This is a genomic window from Pseudomonas sp. MWU13-2517 (assembly GCF_023242545.1).
GTDB lineage: Bacteria > Pseudomonadota > Gammaproteobacteria > Pseudomonadales > Pseudomonadaceae > Aquipseudomonas.
In genome coordinates this window covers 163,763-181,315 of sequence record NZ_JALMFA010000002.1, presented here as the reverse complement: position 1 = coordinate 181,315, position 17,553 = coordinate 163,763, and the positions used below count along the sequence as shown (strand labels likewise).

The 17,553-nt window shown below is 61.1% G+C and carries 14 protein-coding genes; 7 read left to right on the top strand and 7 right to left on the bottom strand.

Translation table 11 applies throughout. The annotated features are described in order from the left end of the window. Positions 1-115: 115 nt before the first annotated feature. Complete coding sequence (gene queF, locus M5B97_RS03395; protein ID WP_248730741.1) at positions 116-946, bottom strand: NADPH-dependent 7-cyano-7-deazaguanine reductase QueF; 831 nt, start codon at positions 944-946, stop codon at positions 116-118. Between the two features lie 69 nt (positions 947-1,015). After that, complete coding sequence (locus M5B97_RS03390; protein ID WP_248730740.1) at positions 1,016-1,537, bottom strand: cupredoxin family protein; 522 nt, start codon at positions 1,535-1,537, stop codon at positions 1,016-1,018. A gap of 157 nt (positions 1,538-1,694) precedes the next feature. On the opposite strand from M5B97_RS03390, the gene M5B97_RS03385 reads away from it, so the two are divergent. Together M5B97_RS03385 and M5B97_RS03380 are read left to right on the top strand one after the other, a co-directional pair. Continuing rightward, positions 1,695-2,375 (top strand): heavy metal response regulator transcription factor, encoded by a 681-nt coding sequence (locus M5B97_RS03385; protein ID WP_248730739.1) that lies wholly within the window; start codon positions 1,695-1,697, stop codon positions 2,373-2,375. Next, a complete protein-coding gene (locus tag M5B97_RS03380; protein WP_248730738.1) occupies positions 2,372-3,727 on the top strand; it encodes a heavy metal sensor histidine kinase in 1,356 nt (451 codons plus the stop codon). Before M5B97_RS03385 ends, M5B97_RS03380 begins: the two co-directional genes overlap by 4 nt. 114 nt (positions 3,728-3,841) lie before the next feature. On the opposite strand, the gene M5B97_RS03375 is transcribed toward M5B97_RS03380, so the two are convergent. The 3 genes from M5B97_RS03375 to M5B97_RS03365 are packed head-to-tail and all read right to left on the bottom strand — an operon-like array spanning position 3,842 to position 7,087. Next, positions 3,842-5,086, bottom strand: coding sequence for a lipoprotein-releasing ABC transporter permease subunit (locus M5B97_RS03375; protein WP_123715110.1), 1,245 nt, complete (start codon positions 5,084-5,086; stop codon positions 3,842-3,844). Between the two features lie 59 nt (positions 5,087-5,145). Continuing rightward, positions 5,146-5,829 carry a lipoprotein-releasing ABC transporter ATP-binding protein LolD gene (gene lolD, locus M5B97_RS03370; protein ID WP_167659653.1) on the bottom strand — a complete coding sequence of 228 codons (684 nt, stop codon included), beginning with the start codon at positions 5,827-5,829 and terminating at the stop codon, positions 5,146-5,148. Between the two features lie 7 nt (positions 5,830-5,836). Further along, entirely contained in the window at positions 5,837-7,087 is a 1,251-nt protein-coding gene (locus tag M5B97_RS03365; RefSeq protein ID WP_248730737.1) for a lipoprotein-releasing ABC transporter permease subunit, read from the bottom strand. Positions 7,088-7,181: 94 nt separating this feature from the next. On the opposite strand from M5B97_RS03365, the gene M5B97_RS03360 reads away from it, so the two are divergent. Together M5B97_RS03360 and M5B97_RS03355 are read left to right on the top strand one after the other, a co-directional pair. Beyond that, complete coding sequence (locus M5B97_RS03360; protein WP_134659639.1) at positions 7,182-7,766, top strand: PilZ domain-containing protein; 585 nt, start codon at positions 7,182-7,184, stop codon at positions 7,764-7,766. Between the two features lie 44 nt (positions 7,767-7,810). After that, a complete protein-coding gene (locus M5B97_RS03355) occupies positions 7,811-8,533 on the top strand; it encodes a glycerophosphodiester phosphodiesterase (RefSeq protein WP_123715107.1) in 723 nt (240 codons plus the stop codon). Positions 8,534-8,575: 42 nt separating this feature from the next. Here M5B97_RS03355 and sthA read toward each other — a convergent pair whose 3' ends face one another. Beyond that, positions 8,576-9,970, bottom strand: coding sequence for a Si-specific NAD(P)(+) transhydrogenase (gene sthA, locus M5B97_RS03350; RefSeq protein ID WP_060753154.1), 1,395 nt, complete (start codon positions 9,968-9,970; stop codon positions 8,576-8,578). 234 nt (positions 9,971-10,204) lie between these two features. Between sthA and M5B97_RS03345 the strand changes: the two genes are divergently transcribed. Both M5B97_RS03345 and M5B97_RS03340 read left to right on the top strand, forming a co-directional pair. Then, complete coding sequence (locus M5B97_RS03345; RefSeq protein ID WP_248730736.1) at positions 10,205-10,747, top strand: chalcone isomerase family protein; 543 nt, start codon at positions 10,205-10,207, stop codon at positions 10,745-10,747. Positions 10,748-10,909: 162 nt separating this feature from the next. Further along, positions 10,910-12,208, top strand: coding sequence for an MFS transporter (locus M5B97_RS03340; RefSeq protein ID WP_123715105.1), 1,299 nt, complete (start codon positions 10,910-10,912; stop codon positions 12,206-12,208). A gap of 88 nt (positions 12,209-12,296) precedes the next feature. On the opposite strand, the gene M5B97_RS03335 is transcribed toward M5B97_RS03340, so the two are convergent. After that, the gene (locus M5B97_RS03335) at positions 12,297-13,760 is read right to left on the bottom strand and encodes a glyceraldehyde-3-phosphate dehydrogenase (RefSeq protein WP_134659633.1); all 1,464 of its coding nucleotides are present in this window, start codon (positions 13,758-13,760) and stop codon (positions 12,297-12,299) included. Between the two features lie 340 nt (positions 13,761-14,100). Here M5B97_RS03335 and mfd point away from each other — a divergent pair, with 340 nt between their 5' ends. Then, positions 14,101-17,544, top strand: coding sequence for a transcription-repair coupling factor (mfd, locus tag M5B97_RS03330; RefSeq protein ID WP_248730735.1), 3,444 nt, complete (start codon positions 14,101-14,103; stop codon positions 17,542-17,544). The last annotated feature ends 9 nt before the right edge of the window (positions 17,545-17,553 follow it).

Genomic DNA, 17,553 nt, shown 5'->3' with positions numbered 1-17,553 from the left:
AGATCCAACTGTGGGAGAGGGCTTGCTGCCGATAGCAGAGGGCCAGACACAGAAGCTGTGACTGACACTCCGCCATCGGGAGCAAGCCCCCTCCCACATTGGTTTCGCGTGCAGGCTACTGACGAGCCAGGCGCACGTTCTGGAACGCCACATCCTCAGTGCTGCGATACGGGTTGATATCCAACCCGCCACGGCGCACATACCGCGCATACACCGTCAACTTCTCCGGCTTCAGCAGGCGCTGCAGGTCCAGGAAGATGCGCTCCACACATTGCTCATGGAAGTCCGAGTGCTGGCGAAAGCTCACGATATATTCCAGCAGGCTCGCGTGATCCAGCGCCGAACCACGGTACTCCACCACCACGCTGCCCCAATCGGGCTGGCTGGTGACCGGGCAGTTGGATTTGAGCAGGTGGCTGTGCACGCTCTCCTCGACGATGCGCGAAGCATCGCAGCGCAGCAGTTCGGGGCGCGGATGCTCGTAGTTGCTGACACTGATATCCAAGCCATCGATACACACACCCGGCAATGCCATCACGCCCTCGGCCTCGATCTCGGCCAGGCTGCGGATGCGCACAGTCACAGGTTTGCCGGCGGCGGCGCTGAGGTCGGCGCGCAGCGTCGTTTCCAGGCTCTGGGTGTCGGCGAAGGCGGTCTGATTCAGCGAATTGAGGTACAGCTTGAAGGACTTGGACTCGATGATGTTCGGCGAGTCGGCCGGGATGCTGAATTCACCGATGGCCACCACCGGCTTGCCCGACGGCAGCAGCCAGGACAATTCGAAGCAGTTCCAGAAATCCACGCCCTTGTAAGGCAAAGTCTCGGCGCTGAGGCCAAGCTCGGCCCACTTGGCAGCGCGAGGGATCGGGAACAGCAACGACGGCGTGTAAGTGGAGATGTATTCACTGGACTTGCCCAGCGGCGAATGTTCGGCTGCGGGATGCATGGCGGAAACCTGGCTAAATAAATCGCGCCAGTCTACCAGTCTTTACCCCCGCGCCTAAACGGCACCGGATCAATCGACGTTGATCTGGCCGACCATGCCCGCCTGGTAGTGCCCGGGAATGTTGCAGGCAAACTCCAGGCCGGTACTTTTACTGAACGTCCACGTCAATTCGGCGGTTTTACCCGGCTCGACCAGCACGCTATTGGGGTCATCATGCTGCATGCCGCCCTTATCACCATGCCCCATGGCACTGTGATCCATCTTGCCCATGCCGGTCGCGGTGAGCATGCCACTGGCCTGCATCTGTAACATTTCCTTCTGGTGCTCGGCATGCATCGCCGCGTCGCCCAGGTTGAATTCGTGAAGCAGCTGGCCTTTGTTAACGAGTACAAAGCGCACCGTCTCACCGGCTTTTACGTGCAACGATTTGGGCGAAAACGAAATGTCCTGAAGTACAACTTCCACGGTACGCGTGGCCTTGCTCGCCGGCGCCGGCTGGCCAAATGCGAACGTGTGGCCTGCATCGGCAGCTGCATCGAAACTCAAGGCCAACAAGCAACCCGCCAGAATCAGGGGTGTACGCAACGCCATCGCTCTTCTCCAAAAATGTGTGACTCGCTTGACCCACACTCTAAGATTACGCCGCTGCCAGCCAGCTGACTGTTAGATTACAACTTTGTCAGCTTGCGCCCTTCCCCTGGCGCCCACGGTATAAAGCCCGTCGTGCCCCGTTGCCAAGAGTTGCCCCATGAAACTGCTGATCATCGAAGACCAACCCAAAACCGGCCACTACCTGCGCCAGGGCCTGGCCGAGGCCGGCTTTACCACCGAGCTGGTGGCTGACGGCACCACGGGACAGCACCTGGCACTGACCGGCGACTACGACCTGCTGATCCTCGATGTCATGCTGCCGGGCCGCGACGGCTGGCAAATCCTGCAAGCGGTGCGCAGCGCCGGCCTGGACCTCCCGGTGTTGTTCCTCACCGCCCGCGATGCCGTGGAAGATCGCGTACACGGCCTGGAGCTGGGGGCCGACGACTACCTGATCAAGCCCTTCGCCTTCTCCGAACTGCTGGCCCGGGTGCGCAGCCTGTTGCGCCGAGGCAGCAGTACCTCCCAGGAAACTGCACTGCAACTGGCCGACCTGCGCCTGGACTTGATCCGTCGCCGGGTCGAACGCAACGGCCAGCGTATCGACCTGACCGCCAAGGAATTCGCCCTGCTGGAGCTGCTGCTGCGGCGCCAGGGCGAAGTGCTGCCAAAGACGTTGATCGCCTCCCAGGTGTGGGACATGAACTTCGACAGTGATACCAACATCATCGAAGTGGCCATCCGCCGGCTGCGCCTGAAAGTCGACGACAACTCCCCCAATAAACTGATCCACACCGTGCGCGGCATGGGTTATGTGCTGGAGGAGCGCGTCAATTGATCAAGCGCCTGTCCCTGACCAGCCGCCTGGCACTGTTGTTTGCCGCTTGCACGGCGGTGGTCTCGCTGCTGGCCGGGGTGCTGTTCAACCGTGCCAGTGAAGCGCACTTCATTGAGCTGGACCAACAACAACTCGACAGCAAGCTGTTGGCCTTGCGCGCAACCTTGCAGGGTGTCGACTCGCTGCAGTCATTCGCCCAGCGTGAAGCACAACTGCGCGCCGAACTCCTTCTCCAACAGGATCTGACACTGCGCATCACCTCCGCCGGCCAGCGTTGGCTGGACAACGCCCCCAGCGTCACCCTGCCCGAAGCACCCGGCCTGCACAGCGTGCAACATGCCGGTACCGAGTACCGGGTGTATAACGCTCTATTGAGTGCCGGCCAGCCCGATTCGCCGCAAGTGACCCTGATACTCGACATCACCCACCACCAGCACTTCCTGCAACGCATGCAGCATCTGATCTGGCTCACCGTCGGCCTCTCGGCCCTGGCTACCGCCCTGCTCGGCGCCTGGGCGGCACGCAGCGGGTTACGGCCCTTGCGCCGCATGGGGGAAGTGGCCGCCAGCGTGTCCGCCCATTCCCTCACCCAGCGATTGCCCCAGGAACAAATGCCGGTGGAGCTGGCCGAACTGGCCCAGTCTTTCAACGCCATGCTTGGCCGCCTGGACGATGCCTTCCAACGCCTGTCGGCGTTCTCCGCCGACATCGCCCACGAACTGCGCACGCCCCTGTCCAACCTGTTGACCCAGACCCAGGTCATCCTCACCCAACCGCGCCCGCTTGAGGACTATCGGGAAGCACTGCACAGCAACCTGGAAGAACTGCAATGGATGGCGCAACTGGTGAATGACATGTTGTACCTGGCCAAGGCGGATAACGGCTTGCTGATACCCAGGCGCGAAGCCTTGGCGCTGGAGGAGGAAGTCGAGGCACTGCTGGAGTTCTTCGCACTGTTGGCCGAGGACGCGCACGTCAGCCTGGTGCGCGAGGGCACGGCCCACACGGCGGGTGATCGCGGCATGTTGCGCCGGGCATTGTCGAACTTGCTGGATAACGCACTCAGGTTTACCCCGGCCGGTGGCGAGGTGCGAGTGCGACTGACTGAAAGCACGCGCGGCGTGACGCTGACGGTGGAGAACACCGGGGAAGGTATTGCGGCGGTGGTGTTACCGCGCTTGTTTGATCGGTTCTACCGAGCCGACCCGGCGCGCCGTGAAGGCAGCAGCGAGCATGCGGGGCTGGGGTTGGCGATTACCCAGTCGATTGTAAAAGCGCATGGGGGAAGGATTTATTGTGAGTCTGGAGCGGGCTGGACCAGGTTTGTAATTGAGTTGCCCAAAGGAAATTGATCCAGCTGTTCCGGCCCCTTCGCGAGCAAGCCCGCCCTCACATCTGGCCGCTTACTTGCGTTGGAGGGCGGTCGAATGTGGGAGCGGGTCTGTTCGCGAAGGCGGTCTCAAGAACTATGAATACCTGAGGGCATGCGCCGGCTCAATCTTCGCCGCCCGATACGCCGGGTACAGCGTCGCCAGAAAACTCAACACAAACCCTGCCGAGCAAATCAGCAGCACATCACCGCCCTGCAGCTCCGAAGGCAGGTTGCTGACAAAATACACATCCGAGCTGAAGATATGCTGCCCGGTCGTCCGCTCCAGCCAGCCCACCAGTTCACTCACGTTCAGCGCTGCAATCACCCCCAGCACGCCACCGATCAAGGTACCGACGATGCCGATCACCGTGCCCTGCACCATGAAGATCGCCATAATCTGGCGTGGCGTGGCGCCGATGGTACGCAGGATCGCGATATCCGCGCCCTTGTCGTTCACAACCATGATCAGGGTGGCGATGATGTTGAACGCGGCGACAGCGACGATCATCAGCAACAGCAGGCCGATCATGGTCTTTTCCATCTTCATCGCGCTGAACAGGCTGCCCTGGGTGTGGGTCCAGTCATCGGCCTTGTAGGCGTCGCCCAGGCCGGCGGCGATGTCCGCCGAAACCTTGGGTGCTGCGTAAAGGTCTTTCACCGCCAGGCGCACGCTTTGCACCTGGTCAGGTTGCCAATGCTGTATCTCTGCCGCGTCAGCCATGTGGATCAAGGCCATGGAGCCATCCAGCTCGGCGCCGACCTTGAAGATACCGACCACGTTCAAACGCTGCATGCGCGGAGTGATGCCGCCCGGTGCTGTGCTGACTTCCGGCACGATCAATGTCAGCTTGTCGCCCACGTTCAGGCGAAAACGCCGTGCGGTGATTTCGCCCACCACCACACCGAACTCGCCAGGTTTCAGGTCATCCAGTTTGCCCTGCACGATGTGCTGGGCCACGATCGACACCTTGCCTTCCTGGGCCGGGTCGACACCGCTGATCTCGATCGGCTGCATCGCCCCTTTGTAGGAAAACATGCCGTCCATCTGCGTAAACGGCACTGCCGCCGTCACTTGCGGGTTCTTCATCGCCGCAGCGGCCACCGGCCGCCAATCGTCAATCGGGCTCACGCCGACGATGGTGGCGTGGGGCACCATACCGAGGATGCGCGAACTCATTTCGCGCTGGAAGCCGTTCATCACCGACAGCACCACGATCATCGCCAATACGCCCAGGGCGAGGCCGATCATCGAGGTCATCGAGATAAACGAAACAAAACGATTGCGGCGCTTGGCGCGGGTATAGCGCGTGCCGATGAAAATCGATAACGGTCTGAACATTCGCGGGCACCGTTGAAAAAATAGAAAACCCGACGTCCGGCGCCGGGCTTGAAACAGGGTCAGATGGTGACCAGATGACCTTCCTGCAAGTGCAGCACACGGTCCATCTGGCGTGCCATGCTCATGTCATGGGTCACCACCAGGAACGCGGTACGCATCTGGGTGCTCAACTCCAGCATCAAGTCCTTGATGCCCTGGGCGGTGTGGGAGTCGAGGTTGCCGGTGGGCTCATCGAGCATCACCAACCCTGGGTTGTTGACCAGGGCACGGGCAATCGCCACGCGCTGGCGCTCACCGCCGGACAGCTCGGCCGGCTTGTGCTCCAGGCGATGCCCGAGCCCGACCCGTTCCAACAAGGCTTTTGCCCGCTGGCGCGCTTCCGGGATCGCGGTCTTGCCGATCAACAGCGGCATGCACACGTTTTCCAGCGCAGTGAACTCCGGCAACAGGTGGTGGAACTGGTACACAAAACCGAGCGAACGGTTGCGCAGTTGGCCACGGGCCTTCTCACCCAGCGCCGACAGTTCTTCACCGGCCAGCCAGACACTGCCCTGGGACGGCGTATCCAGGCCGCCCAACAGGTTGAGCAAGGTACTTTTGCCGGAACCGGAACTGCCGACGATCGCCACGCGCTCACCTGGATGAAGCTCCAGTTGCAGGTTGGACAGCACCACCACCGACTCCGGGCCTTCCTCGTAGGATTTGCCCAGGTTGCGGCAGCTCAGGATTGCTTTTTCACTCATGCCCGATTCACTCATAACGTAAGGCCTGTGCTGGCTGGGTACGTGCCGCGCGCCAGGCTGGATACAGGGTGGCAAGGAAACTCAAGACCAACGCGGCACCGCCTACCATCAATACGTCCTGGGCCTGGACCTGGGACGGCAGGTAATCGATGAAGTAGACGTCGGCGTTGAGAAACTTGTGACCGATGACTTTTTCCAGGGCGGCGATGGCGGCACTGACATTCAGCGCGGCCAGGATGCCGACGGCGGTGCCGATCAACGTGCCGACCACGCCGATCACGGTGCCCTGCACCATGAAGATCGCCATGATCTGCCCCGGCGTGGCGCCAAGGGTACGCAGGATCGCGATATCGCCCTTCTTGTCATTTACCACCATCACCAGTGTGGAAATGATGTTGAACGCAGCCACGGCGACGATCAGCAGCAACAGCAGGCCGATCATGGCTTTTTCCATGCGGATGGCCTGGTACAGGTTGCCGTGGGTGCGGGTCCAGTCGCGGGCGTAGTACTGGCTGTCGCCCAGGTGCTGGGCGATTTCCCACGCCGTGCGCGGCGCATCGAACAGGTCGCTGAACTTCAGGCGCAAGCCCTGCACCTGATCCGGCTGCCAACGATGCAGGCGGGCCAGGTCGGTGAGGTTGGTCAGCCCGAGGTAACCGTCGATCTCACCGGCGCCAACATGGAAGGTGCCAACCACAGTGAAGCGCTTCATGCGCGGGAACATGCCGGCCGGGGTCACGGTGACTTCCGGCGCGACGAAGGTCAGCTTGTCGCCCACCTTCACCCCGAGCTTGGCCGCGGCCTTGTCGCCGATCACGATGCCGAAGCTGCCGGGCGTCAGGTCATCGAGTTTGCCTTGCAGCATGAACTTATCAATGATCGAGACCTTGCGTTCCTCGGCCGGGTCGATGGCATTGAGCAGAATCTTCTGCACCTTGCCATCGTTGGTCAGCAACCCCTGCATCTGGGTGAAGGGCGCGACGGCCACCACCTTGGGGTTCTGCTTGACCTTGCCGGCCAGGCTCTGCCAGTCGCTGATGGGCGAGTCGGCCTCGATGGTCGCGTGGGGCACCATGCCCAGCACGCGGGTGCGCATCTCATGGTCGAAGCCGTTCATGACCGACAGCACCACGATCATCACGACCACGCCCAAGGCGAGCCCGATCATCGAGGTCAAGGAAATGAACGACACAAAATGATTGCGACGCTTTGCACGGGTATAACGCGTGCCGATGAATACGAAGAGAGGTCTGAACATGTCGGGGCTTGTTCGGAGGAAAAGAAGACGTCCCGGTGGCGGGGTCTGGTAAGCAGCTTTACACTCTGACCATTACCGTTAGCTGGGGTTCGCCATGTCGACATTAGATGAAGAAGAGCGCCGCGAATACTACCGTATCGCCGACATGATCGCACTCCAAATCAAACACCTGTCCGTGCCCGAAGCGGCGAGCAAAGATGTGTTGCTGGATGACTCGCCGCTGTTCAATCTGCTCAGCGAACTGCACCTCAGCGAATTCGAAGCCCAGCACTTGCTGCGCCAGATCAGCGAGAAAGATCGCAACCTGGCGGCCTTCCTCAAAGTCCAGAACAAACGCCTGGACCTGCTCAGCCAGGTCATGGCTCGCGGCCTGTTGAGTGAAGTCGGCGCGCCACAGCCGGTGATCATTTCCGAAGGCGGTATCGACTTCCAGCACGCCACGCCGCTCGCCCCCGGCGCACACCTGGCCGTCAAGCTGGTGCTGATGCCCCAGGCACTCGGCCTGCTGCTGCGTGCCCGGGTCACCCACTGCGACCCTAAAGGCGATGGCTTTGACGTGGGCACGGAGTTCGAGTCCATGACCGACGCCCAGCGCCAGTTGCTGGCCCGCTACATTCTGCAGAAACAAGCCCAGGAGCGGCGCCTGGCGCGGGAACAGAGCGACGCCCAACACCCCTGAATACGTATTCACCCCGCCAGACGAGCTGGCGCAAAGGAGCAACTGTGACCCTGATTTACGGCCACCGCGGTGCCAAAGGCGAAGCACCGGAAAATACCCTGACCAGTTTTCAGGAGTGTCTCAAGCACGGTGTACGCCGTTGCGAACTGGATTTGCACCTGTCCATGGACGGCGAGTTGATGGTCATCCACGACCCGACCCTCAAGCGCACCACCGACCGGCGCGGCAAAGTCGTCGAGTATTCGGCGGCCGACCTGGTGAAGATGGACGCCCGTAAAGGCGGCCCGGGCTGGGTCAAGCCATGCCCGATCCCACGCCTGGAGCAACTGTTCGAACAGTGCGACTTCGATCACTGGCAACTGGAAGTCAAAAGCGCTTCGCGCACCCGCGCCGCGACCACCGTGCTGGCGATTCGGGAAATGGCCGTACGCTTTGGCCTGATGGACAAGGTCACCGTGACCTCAAGCTCGCGGGAAGTGTTGAAGGCGGCGCTGGAGCTCACTCCGGATCTGTCACGCGGCCTGGTCGCCGAATACGCCTGGCTGGACCCGCTGAAGGTCGCGCAGAACTACAGCTGTGACATCCTGGCGCTGAACTGGACGCTGTGCACCCCTGAACGCCTGGAAAAAGCCCAGCGTCAGGGCTTGCACGTGTCCGTGTGGACAGTCAACGAACCCGCGCTGATGCGCAGGCTCGCCGACTTCGGCGTAGATAGCCTGATTACAGACTTTCCCGGTTTGGCCACTGCCACCCTTGGGAATTACTGAAATCGGTCTCCCCGGCCGGCTCAGGCCACCGGCCGGAGCCGCTCAAAAAAGCCGGTTGAGGCCGTCGTAGGCCGCTACCCGATAGGCTTCGGCCATGGTCGGGTAGTTGAACGTGGTGTTGACGAAATACTTGAGGGTATTTTGCTCACCCGGCTGGTTCATGATGGCCTGGCCGATGTGCACGATCTCCGACGCCTGGTAGCCGAAGCAATGCACGCCAAGGACTTCCAGGGTTTCACGATGGAACAGGATCTTCAGCATGCCTTGCGGCTCGCCGGCGATCTGTGCACGCGCCATGCTCTTGAAGAACGCCTTGCCCACTTCATAAGGCACCTTGGCCTTGGTCAGCTCGTGCTCGTTCTTGCCGATCGAGCTGATCTCGGGAATGGTGTAGATCCCGGTCGGCACGTCGTTCACATAGCGCCAGCTGCCATTGTCGACAATGCTGCCCGCCGCCGAACGGCCTTGGTCGTGCGCCGCACTGGCCAGGCTTGGCCAGCCGATGACGTCACCCGCGCCATAGATGTTTGGCACGCAGGTGCGGTAATTCTCGTCGACCTCGATCTGGCCACGGCTGTTGACCTTGACGCCGATGTTTTCCATGCCCAGCTTGTCGGTGTTGCCGGTACGGCCGTTGCACCACAGCAAGGCGTCGGCCTTGATCTTCTTGCCGGACTTGAGGTGCAGGATCACGCCGTTGTCCAGACCTTCGACCCGCTCATACTCTTCGTTATGGCGCACGGTGATGTTGTTGTTGCTGAAGTGATAGCTCAACGCTTGGGAAATTTCCGAGTCGAGGAAGCTCAGCAATTGGTCGCGGTTGTCCACCAACTCCACCAACACACCCAGGCCGCTGAAGATCGAGGCGTATTCACAGCCGATCACGCCGGCGCCATAGATGATCAGTTTGCGCGGGGTATGGCCCAGGCTGAGGATGGTGTCGCTATCGTAGATACGCGCGTGGTTGAAATCGATATCGGCCGGGCGATACGGGCGTGAACCGGTGGCAATGATGATGTGCTTGGCCACCAGTTTTTCGACCACACCGTTGGAGCACACCACTTCAACGGTTTGCTCGTCGGCGAAGCTGCCGGTGCCGAAGAACAGGTCGACACGGTTACGGGCGTAGTAACCGGTACGCGACGCCACTTGCTTGGCGATGACTTTCTCAGCGCTTTTCAACACGTCCGGGAACGAGAACCAGCGCGGCTCACCAATGGCCCGGAACATCGGGTTGGTGTTGAACTGCATGATCTGGCGCACCGAGTGACGCAAAGCCTTGGACGGGATGGTACCCAGGTGGGTGCAGTTACCGCCGACCTGACGGCGGCTATCGACCATCGCCACCTTGCGCCCTGCCTTCGCAGCGTTCATCGCTGCACCTTCTCCAGCCGGGCCGGAACCCAGTACCACCACGTCGTAGTTGTAGACAGCCATGCGTACTCCTCAGAACAGGCCAGGCGCACGGTAGAACGCCTGGCTAAATCATGCCGCGGCCAGCGGTCATGAAGGACAATTCGGCTCAAGTGTGTGAACCGGGGCACAGTCTATATAAGGCTCAACGCCGCGCACATTAACCCTTGGTCGCGTCATAGGCCAGTATTGCCTGAACGACGGGCTCTGGAAATTGCAATTACACTCTCGGCACGCACCTTTGCAGGATGGGCAATTATGCGGCATATCGTTTTGTGTCTATTGCTGATCTTATCGGTGACGGCACACGCCAGTGAAGCCGAACGACTCAGGCAAGCCGGCTTCCCGCCGCGCACCCATGAGCTGAGCCTGAAAAGCCAGACAGTGCTGACCTATCTCTGGGCGGATGTCTATGCCGCCGCGCTGTACGCCCCTACCGGCATCAGCGCCAGGCAGGCGTGGGATCAGCAAAAGGATCTGCGCCTGACGCTGTATTACTTTCGCGACATCGACCGCAGCGATGTGATCAAGGCCGCCACCACGACCCTGGAGCGTCAGCAAACCAGCAGCACCCTCGCCCGCCTGAAGCCCGAACTGGAGCAATTGCATAGCAGTTTCCGCAATATTCGCAGCGGTGACCGCTATGCCCTGGATTTTCGCCCCGGTCGCGGCTTGAACCTGGAGATCAACGACACGGTGGTCTTCAGCAGTCGCAACGCTGAACTGGCGAAGGTCTATCTCGGTATCTGGCTGGGCGAAAAAGGCTTGTCGGAGAGCCTGCGCAACAGCCTTTTCAAATGACCCTGCGACAACCAGTCAGCTTGCTATCGGTTTTTATTGCCTGTACTGGCTAATACACATATGGTTACAAAACTGCTCGTTAAAGCCTCGCGCAGCGACTTTGCAGCAAGGATGACCAGCGACCAGGGATCACCAATAAGATAGCCAAAATGAGTGCATGACATGTCCACCTCAACGGGCAAAGGCAAGGCGATTTTTCGCGTTGTCAGCGGTAACTTCCTCGAAATGTTCGACTTCATGGTCTACGGCTTCTACGCCACGGCCATTGCCAAAACCTTCTTCCCCGCCGACAGCGCCTTCGCGTCCCTGATGCTTTCGCTGGCGACCTTCGGCGCGGGCTTCCTGATGCGGCCACTGGGCGCGATCTTCCTCGGCGCCTATATCGACCGCCACGGCCGCAAGAAAGGCCTGGTGATCACCCTGGCGCTGATGGCCGCCGGCACCATCCTGATCGCCTGCGTGCCCGGGTACGCCACCCTGGGTGTGGCTGCGCCATTGATCGTATTGTTTGGCCGACTGCTGCAGGGCTTCTCCGCCGGTGTGGAGCTGGGCGGCGTTTCGGTGTACCTGGCGGAAATCGCCACGCCGGGCCGCAAGGGCTTTTTCGTCAGTTGGCAGTCCGCCAGCCAACAGGCCGCAGTGGTATTCGCCGGACTGCTCGGTGTGGGCCTGAACCACTGGCTCAGCCCGGAAGAAATGGGTGACTGGGGCTGGCGCGTGCCGTTTCTGATCGGTTGCCTGATCGTGCCGGTGATCTTTGTGATTCGCCGCTCCCTGGAGGAAACCCCTGAGTTCCAGGCGCGCAAACACCGCCCTACCCTGCAGGAAATCGTGCGTTCGATCGGCCAGAACTTCGGCATCGTCATCGCCGGCATGGCACTGGTGGTCATGACCACCGTGTCGTTCTACCTGATCACGGCCTACACGCCGACCTTCGGCAAGGCAGAACTGCACTTGTCGGACTTCGATGCCCTGCTGGTGACAGTGTGCGTAGGTATTTCCAACTTTATCTGGCTGCCGGTCATGGGCGCCGTGTCCGATAAGGTCGGGCGCAAACCCTTGCTACTGGGCGCGACAACGCTGGCGATCCTCACGGCGTATCCGGCACTGTCGTGGCTGGTGGCCAACCCAAGTTTCAGCCATCTGCTGATCGTACTGTTGTGGTTGTCGTTCCTGTACGGCTCGTACAACGGTGCGATGGTGGTGGCGCTCACCGAGATCATGCCGATCGAGGTGCGCACCACCGGCTTCTCCCTGGCCTACAGCCTGGCGACGGCAACGTTCGGCGGCTTTACACCAGCGGCGTGCACTTACCTGATCCACGTGCTGGACAACAAGGCGGCACCGGGGATCTGGCTCAGTGGCGCAGCGGTACTGGGGTTGATTGCCACGCTGGTTCTGTTCAAGGGCAATCGACATGCACTGAGGACGGCGCAAGCCTCGGTGGCAGGCGGCGCCTGACAGGCCGCTCTCGCGGCCCTCACGCACAAAACCTGAAGACATAAAAAAGCCCTGAACCAGTCAGGGCTTTTTCATTGATCGCCAGTGCTTAGCGCGGGAACGCAGGCGGGTTGACCCCAGCCATGTCTTCCATCACACGAACCACCTGGCAGCTGTAGCCGAACTCGTTGTCGTACCACACGTACAGGACAACGCGGTTGTCCTGGGTGATGGTCGCCTCGGCATCCACCACACCGGCGTGGCGCGAGCCAACGAAGTCGGTGGATACCACTTCCTGCGAGTTGACGAAGTCGATCTGCTTATGCAGATCGGAGTGCAGCGCCATATAGCGCAGGTACTCGTTCATCTCTTCACGGGTGGCGGCTTTCTCAAGGTTCAGGTTGAGAATGGCCATCGACACGTTTGGCGTCGGAACGCGGATCGCGTTACCGGTCAGCTTGCCGGCCAGCTCAGGCAAGGCCTTGGCGGCAGCGGTGGCGGCACCGGTCTCGGTGATCACCATGTTCAACGCGGCGCTACGACCACGGCGATCGCCTTTGTGGAAGTTGTCGATCAGGTTCTGGTCGTTGGTGTACGAGTGAACGGTTTCGACGTGGCCATTAACGATGCCGAACTTGTCATTCACAGCCTTCAGCACCGGCACGATGGCGTTGGTGGTGCAGGAAGCGGCGGACACGATCTTGTCGTCAGCGGTGATTTCAGCGTGGTTGATACCGTGAACGATGTTCTTGAGCTTGCCCTTGCCAGGCGCGGTCAACACAACGCGATCGATACCCGGGCAGGCCAGGTGCTGGCCCAGGCCCTCGGCATCGCGCCATACGCCGGTGTTGTCCACCAGCAGGGCGTCCTTGATGCCGTACTGGGTGTAATCCACCTCGGACGGGTTCTTCGCGTAGATCACCTGGATCAGGTTACCGTTGGCGGTGATGGTGTTGTTTTCTTCGTCGATGACGATGGTGCCATTGAACGGACCGTGTACCGAGTCGCGACGCAAGAGGCTTGCGCGCTTGGTCAGGTCGTTCTCGGCGCCTTTGCGCACCACGATGGCACGCAGGCGCAGGCCGTCGCCACCACCGGTTTTCTCGATGAGGATACGCGCCAGCAGACGGCCGATACGACCGAAGCCGTACAGGACAACGTCGGTACCTTTACGGGCAGCGGCGTTTTGCTGGCCAACCACATCGGCCATTTCTTCGCGCACGAATTGTTCGGCGCTGCGGCCATTGCCTTCGTTGCGGAATTTATAGGCCAATTTGCCCAGGTCTACCGAGGCCGCGCCGAGTTTGAGCTCGCTCATGGCCTTGAGCAGCGGGAATGTTTCGTGGACGGAGAGTTCGCTGTCGTCGGCGGAGCGATGGCGTGCAAAGCGGTGGGCTTTGAGAATCGCAATGACAGACTGGTTGATCAGGCTGCGGCCGTAGATCGAGCTCACCACATTGTTATTGCGGTACAGCTGGCCGATAAGCGGAATCATCGCTTCTGCGAGTGCTTCACGGTCGATCCATTCACCAAGACACTGGTCGGGCTTCTGAGTCACGGGAACCTTCCACATGTAGGGGCAGAAAAAAGGGGCTACATTATGCCGCCCGACCGCCCTCGGAGCAATGCGCCCAGGCCAACAAAAAGTGCTTGCCAAAAAAAGGCACCCCGCTGCAGCCCAGTAAATACGCGGCTTCCAGAAGACCACCAATCATGCGACCCGGGCGACTTGTCCGTAACCCTCCGAAAACTACGCGCACTTTGGCACTACATATTGAGTCAAAACGCAGCTTTGTTTGTCTTAGCCACTACATTTCCTACAATCCGCATTAGGCACAGTCAGCAACTGACAGGCGGCACCTTGGGCCGCTACAATTACCGACTTTGTCGCAACGCTTGGAGCTCAACCTTCCGTGCCCGTTCTGCGTCTACCGCTTCTCCCTGCCGCGGCAGGTAAACAGCACTGGGGCAACCTGCCCGGTGCCGCCCTGAGCCTGGCCATTGCCGAGGCTGCCAGCGCAGCCAAGCGCTTTACCCTGCTGCTCACCGCCGACAGCCAAAGCGCCGAGCGGTTGGAGCAGGAGCTGAGCTTCTTCGCCCCCGATTTGCCGGTGCTGCATTTCCCCGACTGGGAAACGCTGCCCTACGACCTGTTCTCGCCGCACCAGGACATCATCTCCCAGCGCATCGCCAGCCTGTACCGCCTGCCGGAACTGGCCCACGGCGTGTTGGTAGTGCCGATCACCACGGCACTGCACCGCCTGGCGCCGACCAAGTTCCTGTTGGGCAGCAGCCTGGTGCTGGATGTCGGCCAGAAACTCGACGTGGAGCAGATGCGCACGCGCCTGGAAGCCAGCGGCTACCGCTGCGTCGACACGGTGTACGAACACGGCGAGTTCGCCGTGCGCGGTGCGCTGATCGACCTGTTCCCCATGGGCAGCAAACTGCCGTACCGCATCGACCTGTTCGATGACGAAATCGAGACCCTGCGGACCTTCGATCCGGAAAACCAGCGCTCCATCGACAAAGTGGATTCGATCAAGCTGCTGCCGGCGCGGGAATTCCCGCTGCAAAAGGACGCGGTCACCCGCTTCAAGGCCCGCTTCCGTGAGCGCTTCGACGTGGACTTCCGCCGCTGCCCGATCTTTCAGGACTTGAGCAGCGGGATTACGCCGGCCGGTATCGAGTACTACCTGCCACTGTTCTTCGACGAAACCTCGACCCTGTTCGATTACCTGCCCCAGGACACCCAAGTGTTCTCGCTGCCGGGTATCGAACAAGCAGCGGAAAATTTCTGGAACGATGTGCGCAACCGCTATGAAGAGCGTCGCGTCGATCCGTCCCGGCCTTTGTTGCCGCCGGCCGAATTGTTCCTGCCGGTGGAAGAGTGCTTCGCACGCCTGAAAAGCTCTCCACGCGTAGTCGTCAGCCAGCAAGACGTGGAAGCAGGCAGCGGACGCGAGCGTTTCCCGGCGCAAACGCTGCCCGACCTGGCGATTGAAGCCAAGGCCAACCAGCCGCTGGCGGCGCTGTCGAATTTCCTCGGCGATTTCCCTGGCCGCGTGTTGTTTACCGCCGAATCCGCCGGTCGCCGCGAGGTGTTGCTGGAGCTGCTGGAACGCCTGAAGCTGCGCCCTAAAACCGTCGACAGCTGGCCGGACTTTGTTGCGGGCAAGGATCGCCTGGCGATCACCATCGCGCCATTGGACGAGGGTCTGCTGCTGGACGACCTGGCGCTGATCGCCGAAAGCCCGCTGTTCGGCCAACGGGTGATGCAACGTCGTCGCCGGGAGAAGCGCGCCGACGCCAACAACGATGCCGTGATCAAGAACCTCACCGAGCTGCGCGAAGGCGCACCGGTTGTGCATATCGACCATGGCGTGGGCCGCTACCTGGGCCTGCAGACCCTGGAGATCGATAACCAGGCCGCCGAATTCCTCACCATGGAGTACGCCGAGGGCGCCAAGCTCTATGTGCCGGTGGCCAACCTGCACCTGATCGCCCGCTACACCGGCAGCGACGACGCCCTGGCGCCGTTGCACCGCCTGGGTTCCGAGACCTGGCAGAAAGCCAAGCGCAAAGCCGCCGAACAGGTGCGCGATGTGGCCGCCGAATTGCTCGACATCTACGCCCGTCGCGCCGCCCGCGAAGGTTACGCGTTCGCCGACCCGAAAGCCGACTACGCCACCTTCAGCGCCGGCTTCGCCTTCGAAGAAACCCCGGACCAGCAAACCACCATCGAAGCCGTGCGCGCCGACATGCTCGCGCCCAAACCGATGGACCGGCTGGTGTGCGGCGACGTGGGCTTCGGCAAGACCGAAGTGGCCATGCGCGCAGCGTTCATTGCCGTGCACGGTGGCAAGCAAGTGGCGATTCTGGTGCCAACCACCCTGCTCGCCCAGCAGCACTACAACAGCTTCCGCGACCGCTTCGCCGACTGGCCGGTGACCGTGGAAGTGATGAGCCGCTTCAAGTCCGCCAAGGAAGTGAATGCCGCCATCGCCGACCTCGCCGAGGGCAAGATCGACATCGTGATCGGCACCCACAAGCTGTTGTCGGACGATGTGAAGATCAAGAACCTGGGCCTGGTGATCATCGACGAAGAGCACCGTTTCGGTGTGCGCCAGAAGGAACAGCTCAAGGCCCTGCGCAGCGAAGTCGACATCCTCACCCTCACCGCCACGCCGATTCCGCGCACGCTGAACATGGCAGTGTCGGGCATGCGCGACCTGTCGATCATCGCCACGCCGCCGGCGCGACGCTTGTCGGTGCGTACCTTCGTCATGGAGCAGAACAAAAGCACGGTCAAGGAGGCGCTGCTGCGCGAATTGCTGCGCGGCGGTCAGGTTTACTACCTGCACAACGACGTGAAAACCATCGAGAAGTGCGCCGCCGACCTCGCCGAACTGGTGCCGGAAGCCCGTATCGCCATCGGTCACGGCCAAATGCGCGAGCGCGAACTCGAACAGGTGATGAGCGACTTCTATCACAAGCGCTTCAACGTGCTGATCGCCTCGACCATCATCGAGACCGGCATCGACGTGCCGAGCGCCAATACCATCATCATCGAGCGTGCCGACAAGTTCGGCCTGGCGCAGTTGCACCAGTTGCGTGGCCGAGTCGGGCGCAGCCACCACCAGGCCTACGCCTATCTGCTGACGCCTCCACGCCAGCAAATTACCGGCGATGCCGAAAAGCGCCTGGAAGCCATCGCCAACACCCAGGACCTGGGGGCCGGTTTTGTGCTGGCCACCAACGACCTGGAAATCCGCGGTGCCGGCGAATTGTTGGGCGACGGCCAAAGCGGACAGATCCAGGCGGTCGGCTTCACCCTTTATATGGAAATGCTTGAACGCGCGGTGAAGGCTATTCGCAAGGGCGAGCAACCGAACCTCGACCAACCCTTGGGTGGCGGCCCGGAGATCAACCTGCGCTTGCCGGCGCTGATCCCCGAGGATTATCTGCCGGATGTGCATGCGCGACTGATCCTGTACAAGCGCATCGCCTCGGCCACCGACGAAGAAGGTCTCAAGGACCTGCAGGTGGAAATGATCGACCGCTTCGGCCTGTTGCCCGAGCCGACCAAGAACCTGGTTCGCCTGACCTTGCTCAAATTGCAGGCCGAGCAGCTGGGGATCAAAAAGGTCGACGCCGGGCCTCAAGGTGGACGCATCGAATTTGAAGCGCAGACGCCGGTAGACCCCTTGGTGCTGATCAAGCTGATCCAGGGCCAGCCCAACCGTTATAAGTTCGAAGGCGCTACGCTGTTCAAATTCATGGTCCCGATGGAACGCGCCGAAGAACGCTTTAATACCCTGGAGGCGCTGTTTGAGCGCCTCATCCCGAAATCCGTTTGAAGGACGCCA

Coding starts and splice junctions, on each gene's coding strand:
- M5B97_RS03375 (WP_123715110.1), bottom strand. CDS start 5,086: ATGTTCAGACCGTTATCGATTTTCATCGGCACGCGCTATACCCGCGCC.
- M5B97_RS03335 (WP_134659633.1), bottom strand. CDS start 13,760: ATGTGGAAGGTTCCCGTGACTCAGAAGCCCGACCAGTGTCTTGGTGAA.
- M5B97_RS03340 (WP_123715105.1), top strand. CDS start 10,910: ATGTCCACCTCAACGGGCAAAGGCAAGGCGATTTTTCGCGTTGTCAGC.
- M5B97_RS03345 (WP_248730736.1), top strand. CDS start 10,205: ATGCGGCATATCGTTTTGTGTCTATTGCTGATCTTATCGGTGACGGCA.
- lolD (WP_167659653.1), bottom strand. CDS start 5,829: ATGAGTGAAAAAGCAATCCTGAGCTGCCGCAACCTGGGCAAATCCTAC.
- M5B97_RS03385 (WP_248730739.1), top strand. CDS start 1,695: ATGAAACTGCTGATCATCGAAGACCAACCCAAAACCGGCCACTACCTG.
- M5B97_RS03390 (WP_248730740.1), bottom strand. CDS start 1,537: ATGGCGTTGCGTACACCCCTGATTCTGGCGGGTTGCTTGTTGGCCTTG.
- M5B97_RS03365 (WP_248730737.1), bottom strand. CDS start 7,087: ATGTTCAGACCTCTCTTCGTATTCATCGGCACGCGTTATACCCGTGCA.
- M5B97_RS03360 (WP_134659639.1), top strand. CDS start 7,182: ATGTCGACATTAGATGAAGAAGAGCGCCGCGAATACTACCGTATCGCC.
- queF (WP_248730741.1), bottom strand. CDS start 946: ATGCATCCCGCAGCCGAACATTCGCCGCTGGGCAAGTCCAGTGAATAC.
- sthA (WP_060753154.1), bottom strand. CDS start 9,970: ATGGCTGTCTACAACTACGACGTGGTGGTACTGGGTTCCGGCCCGGCT.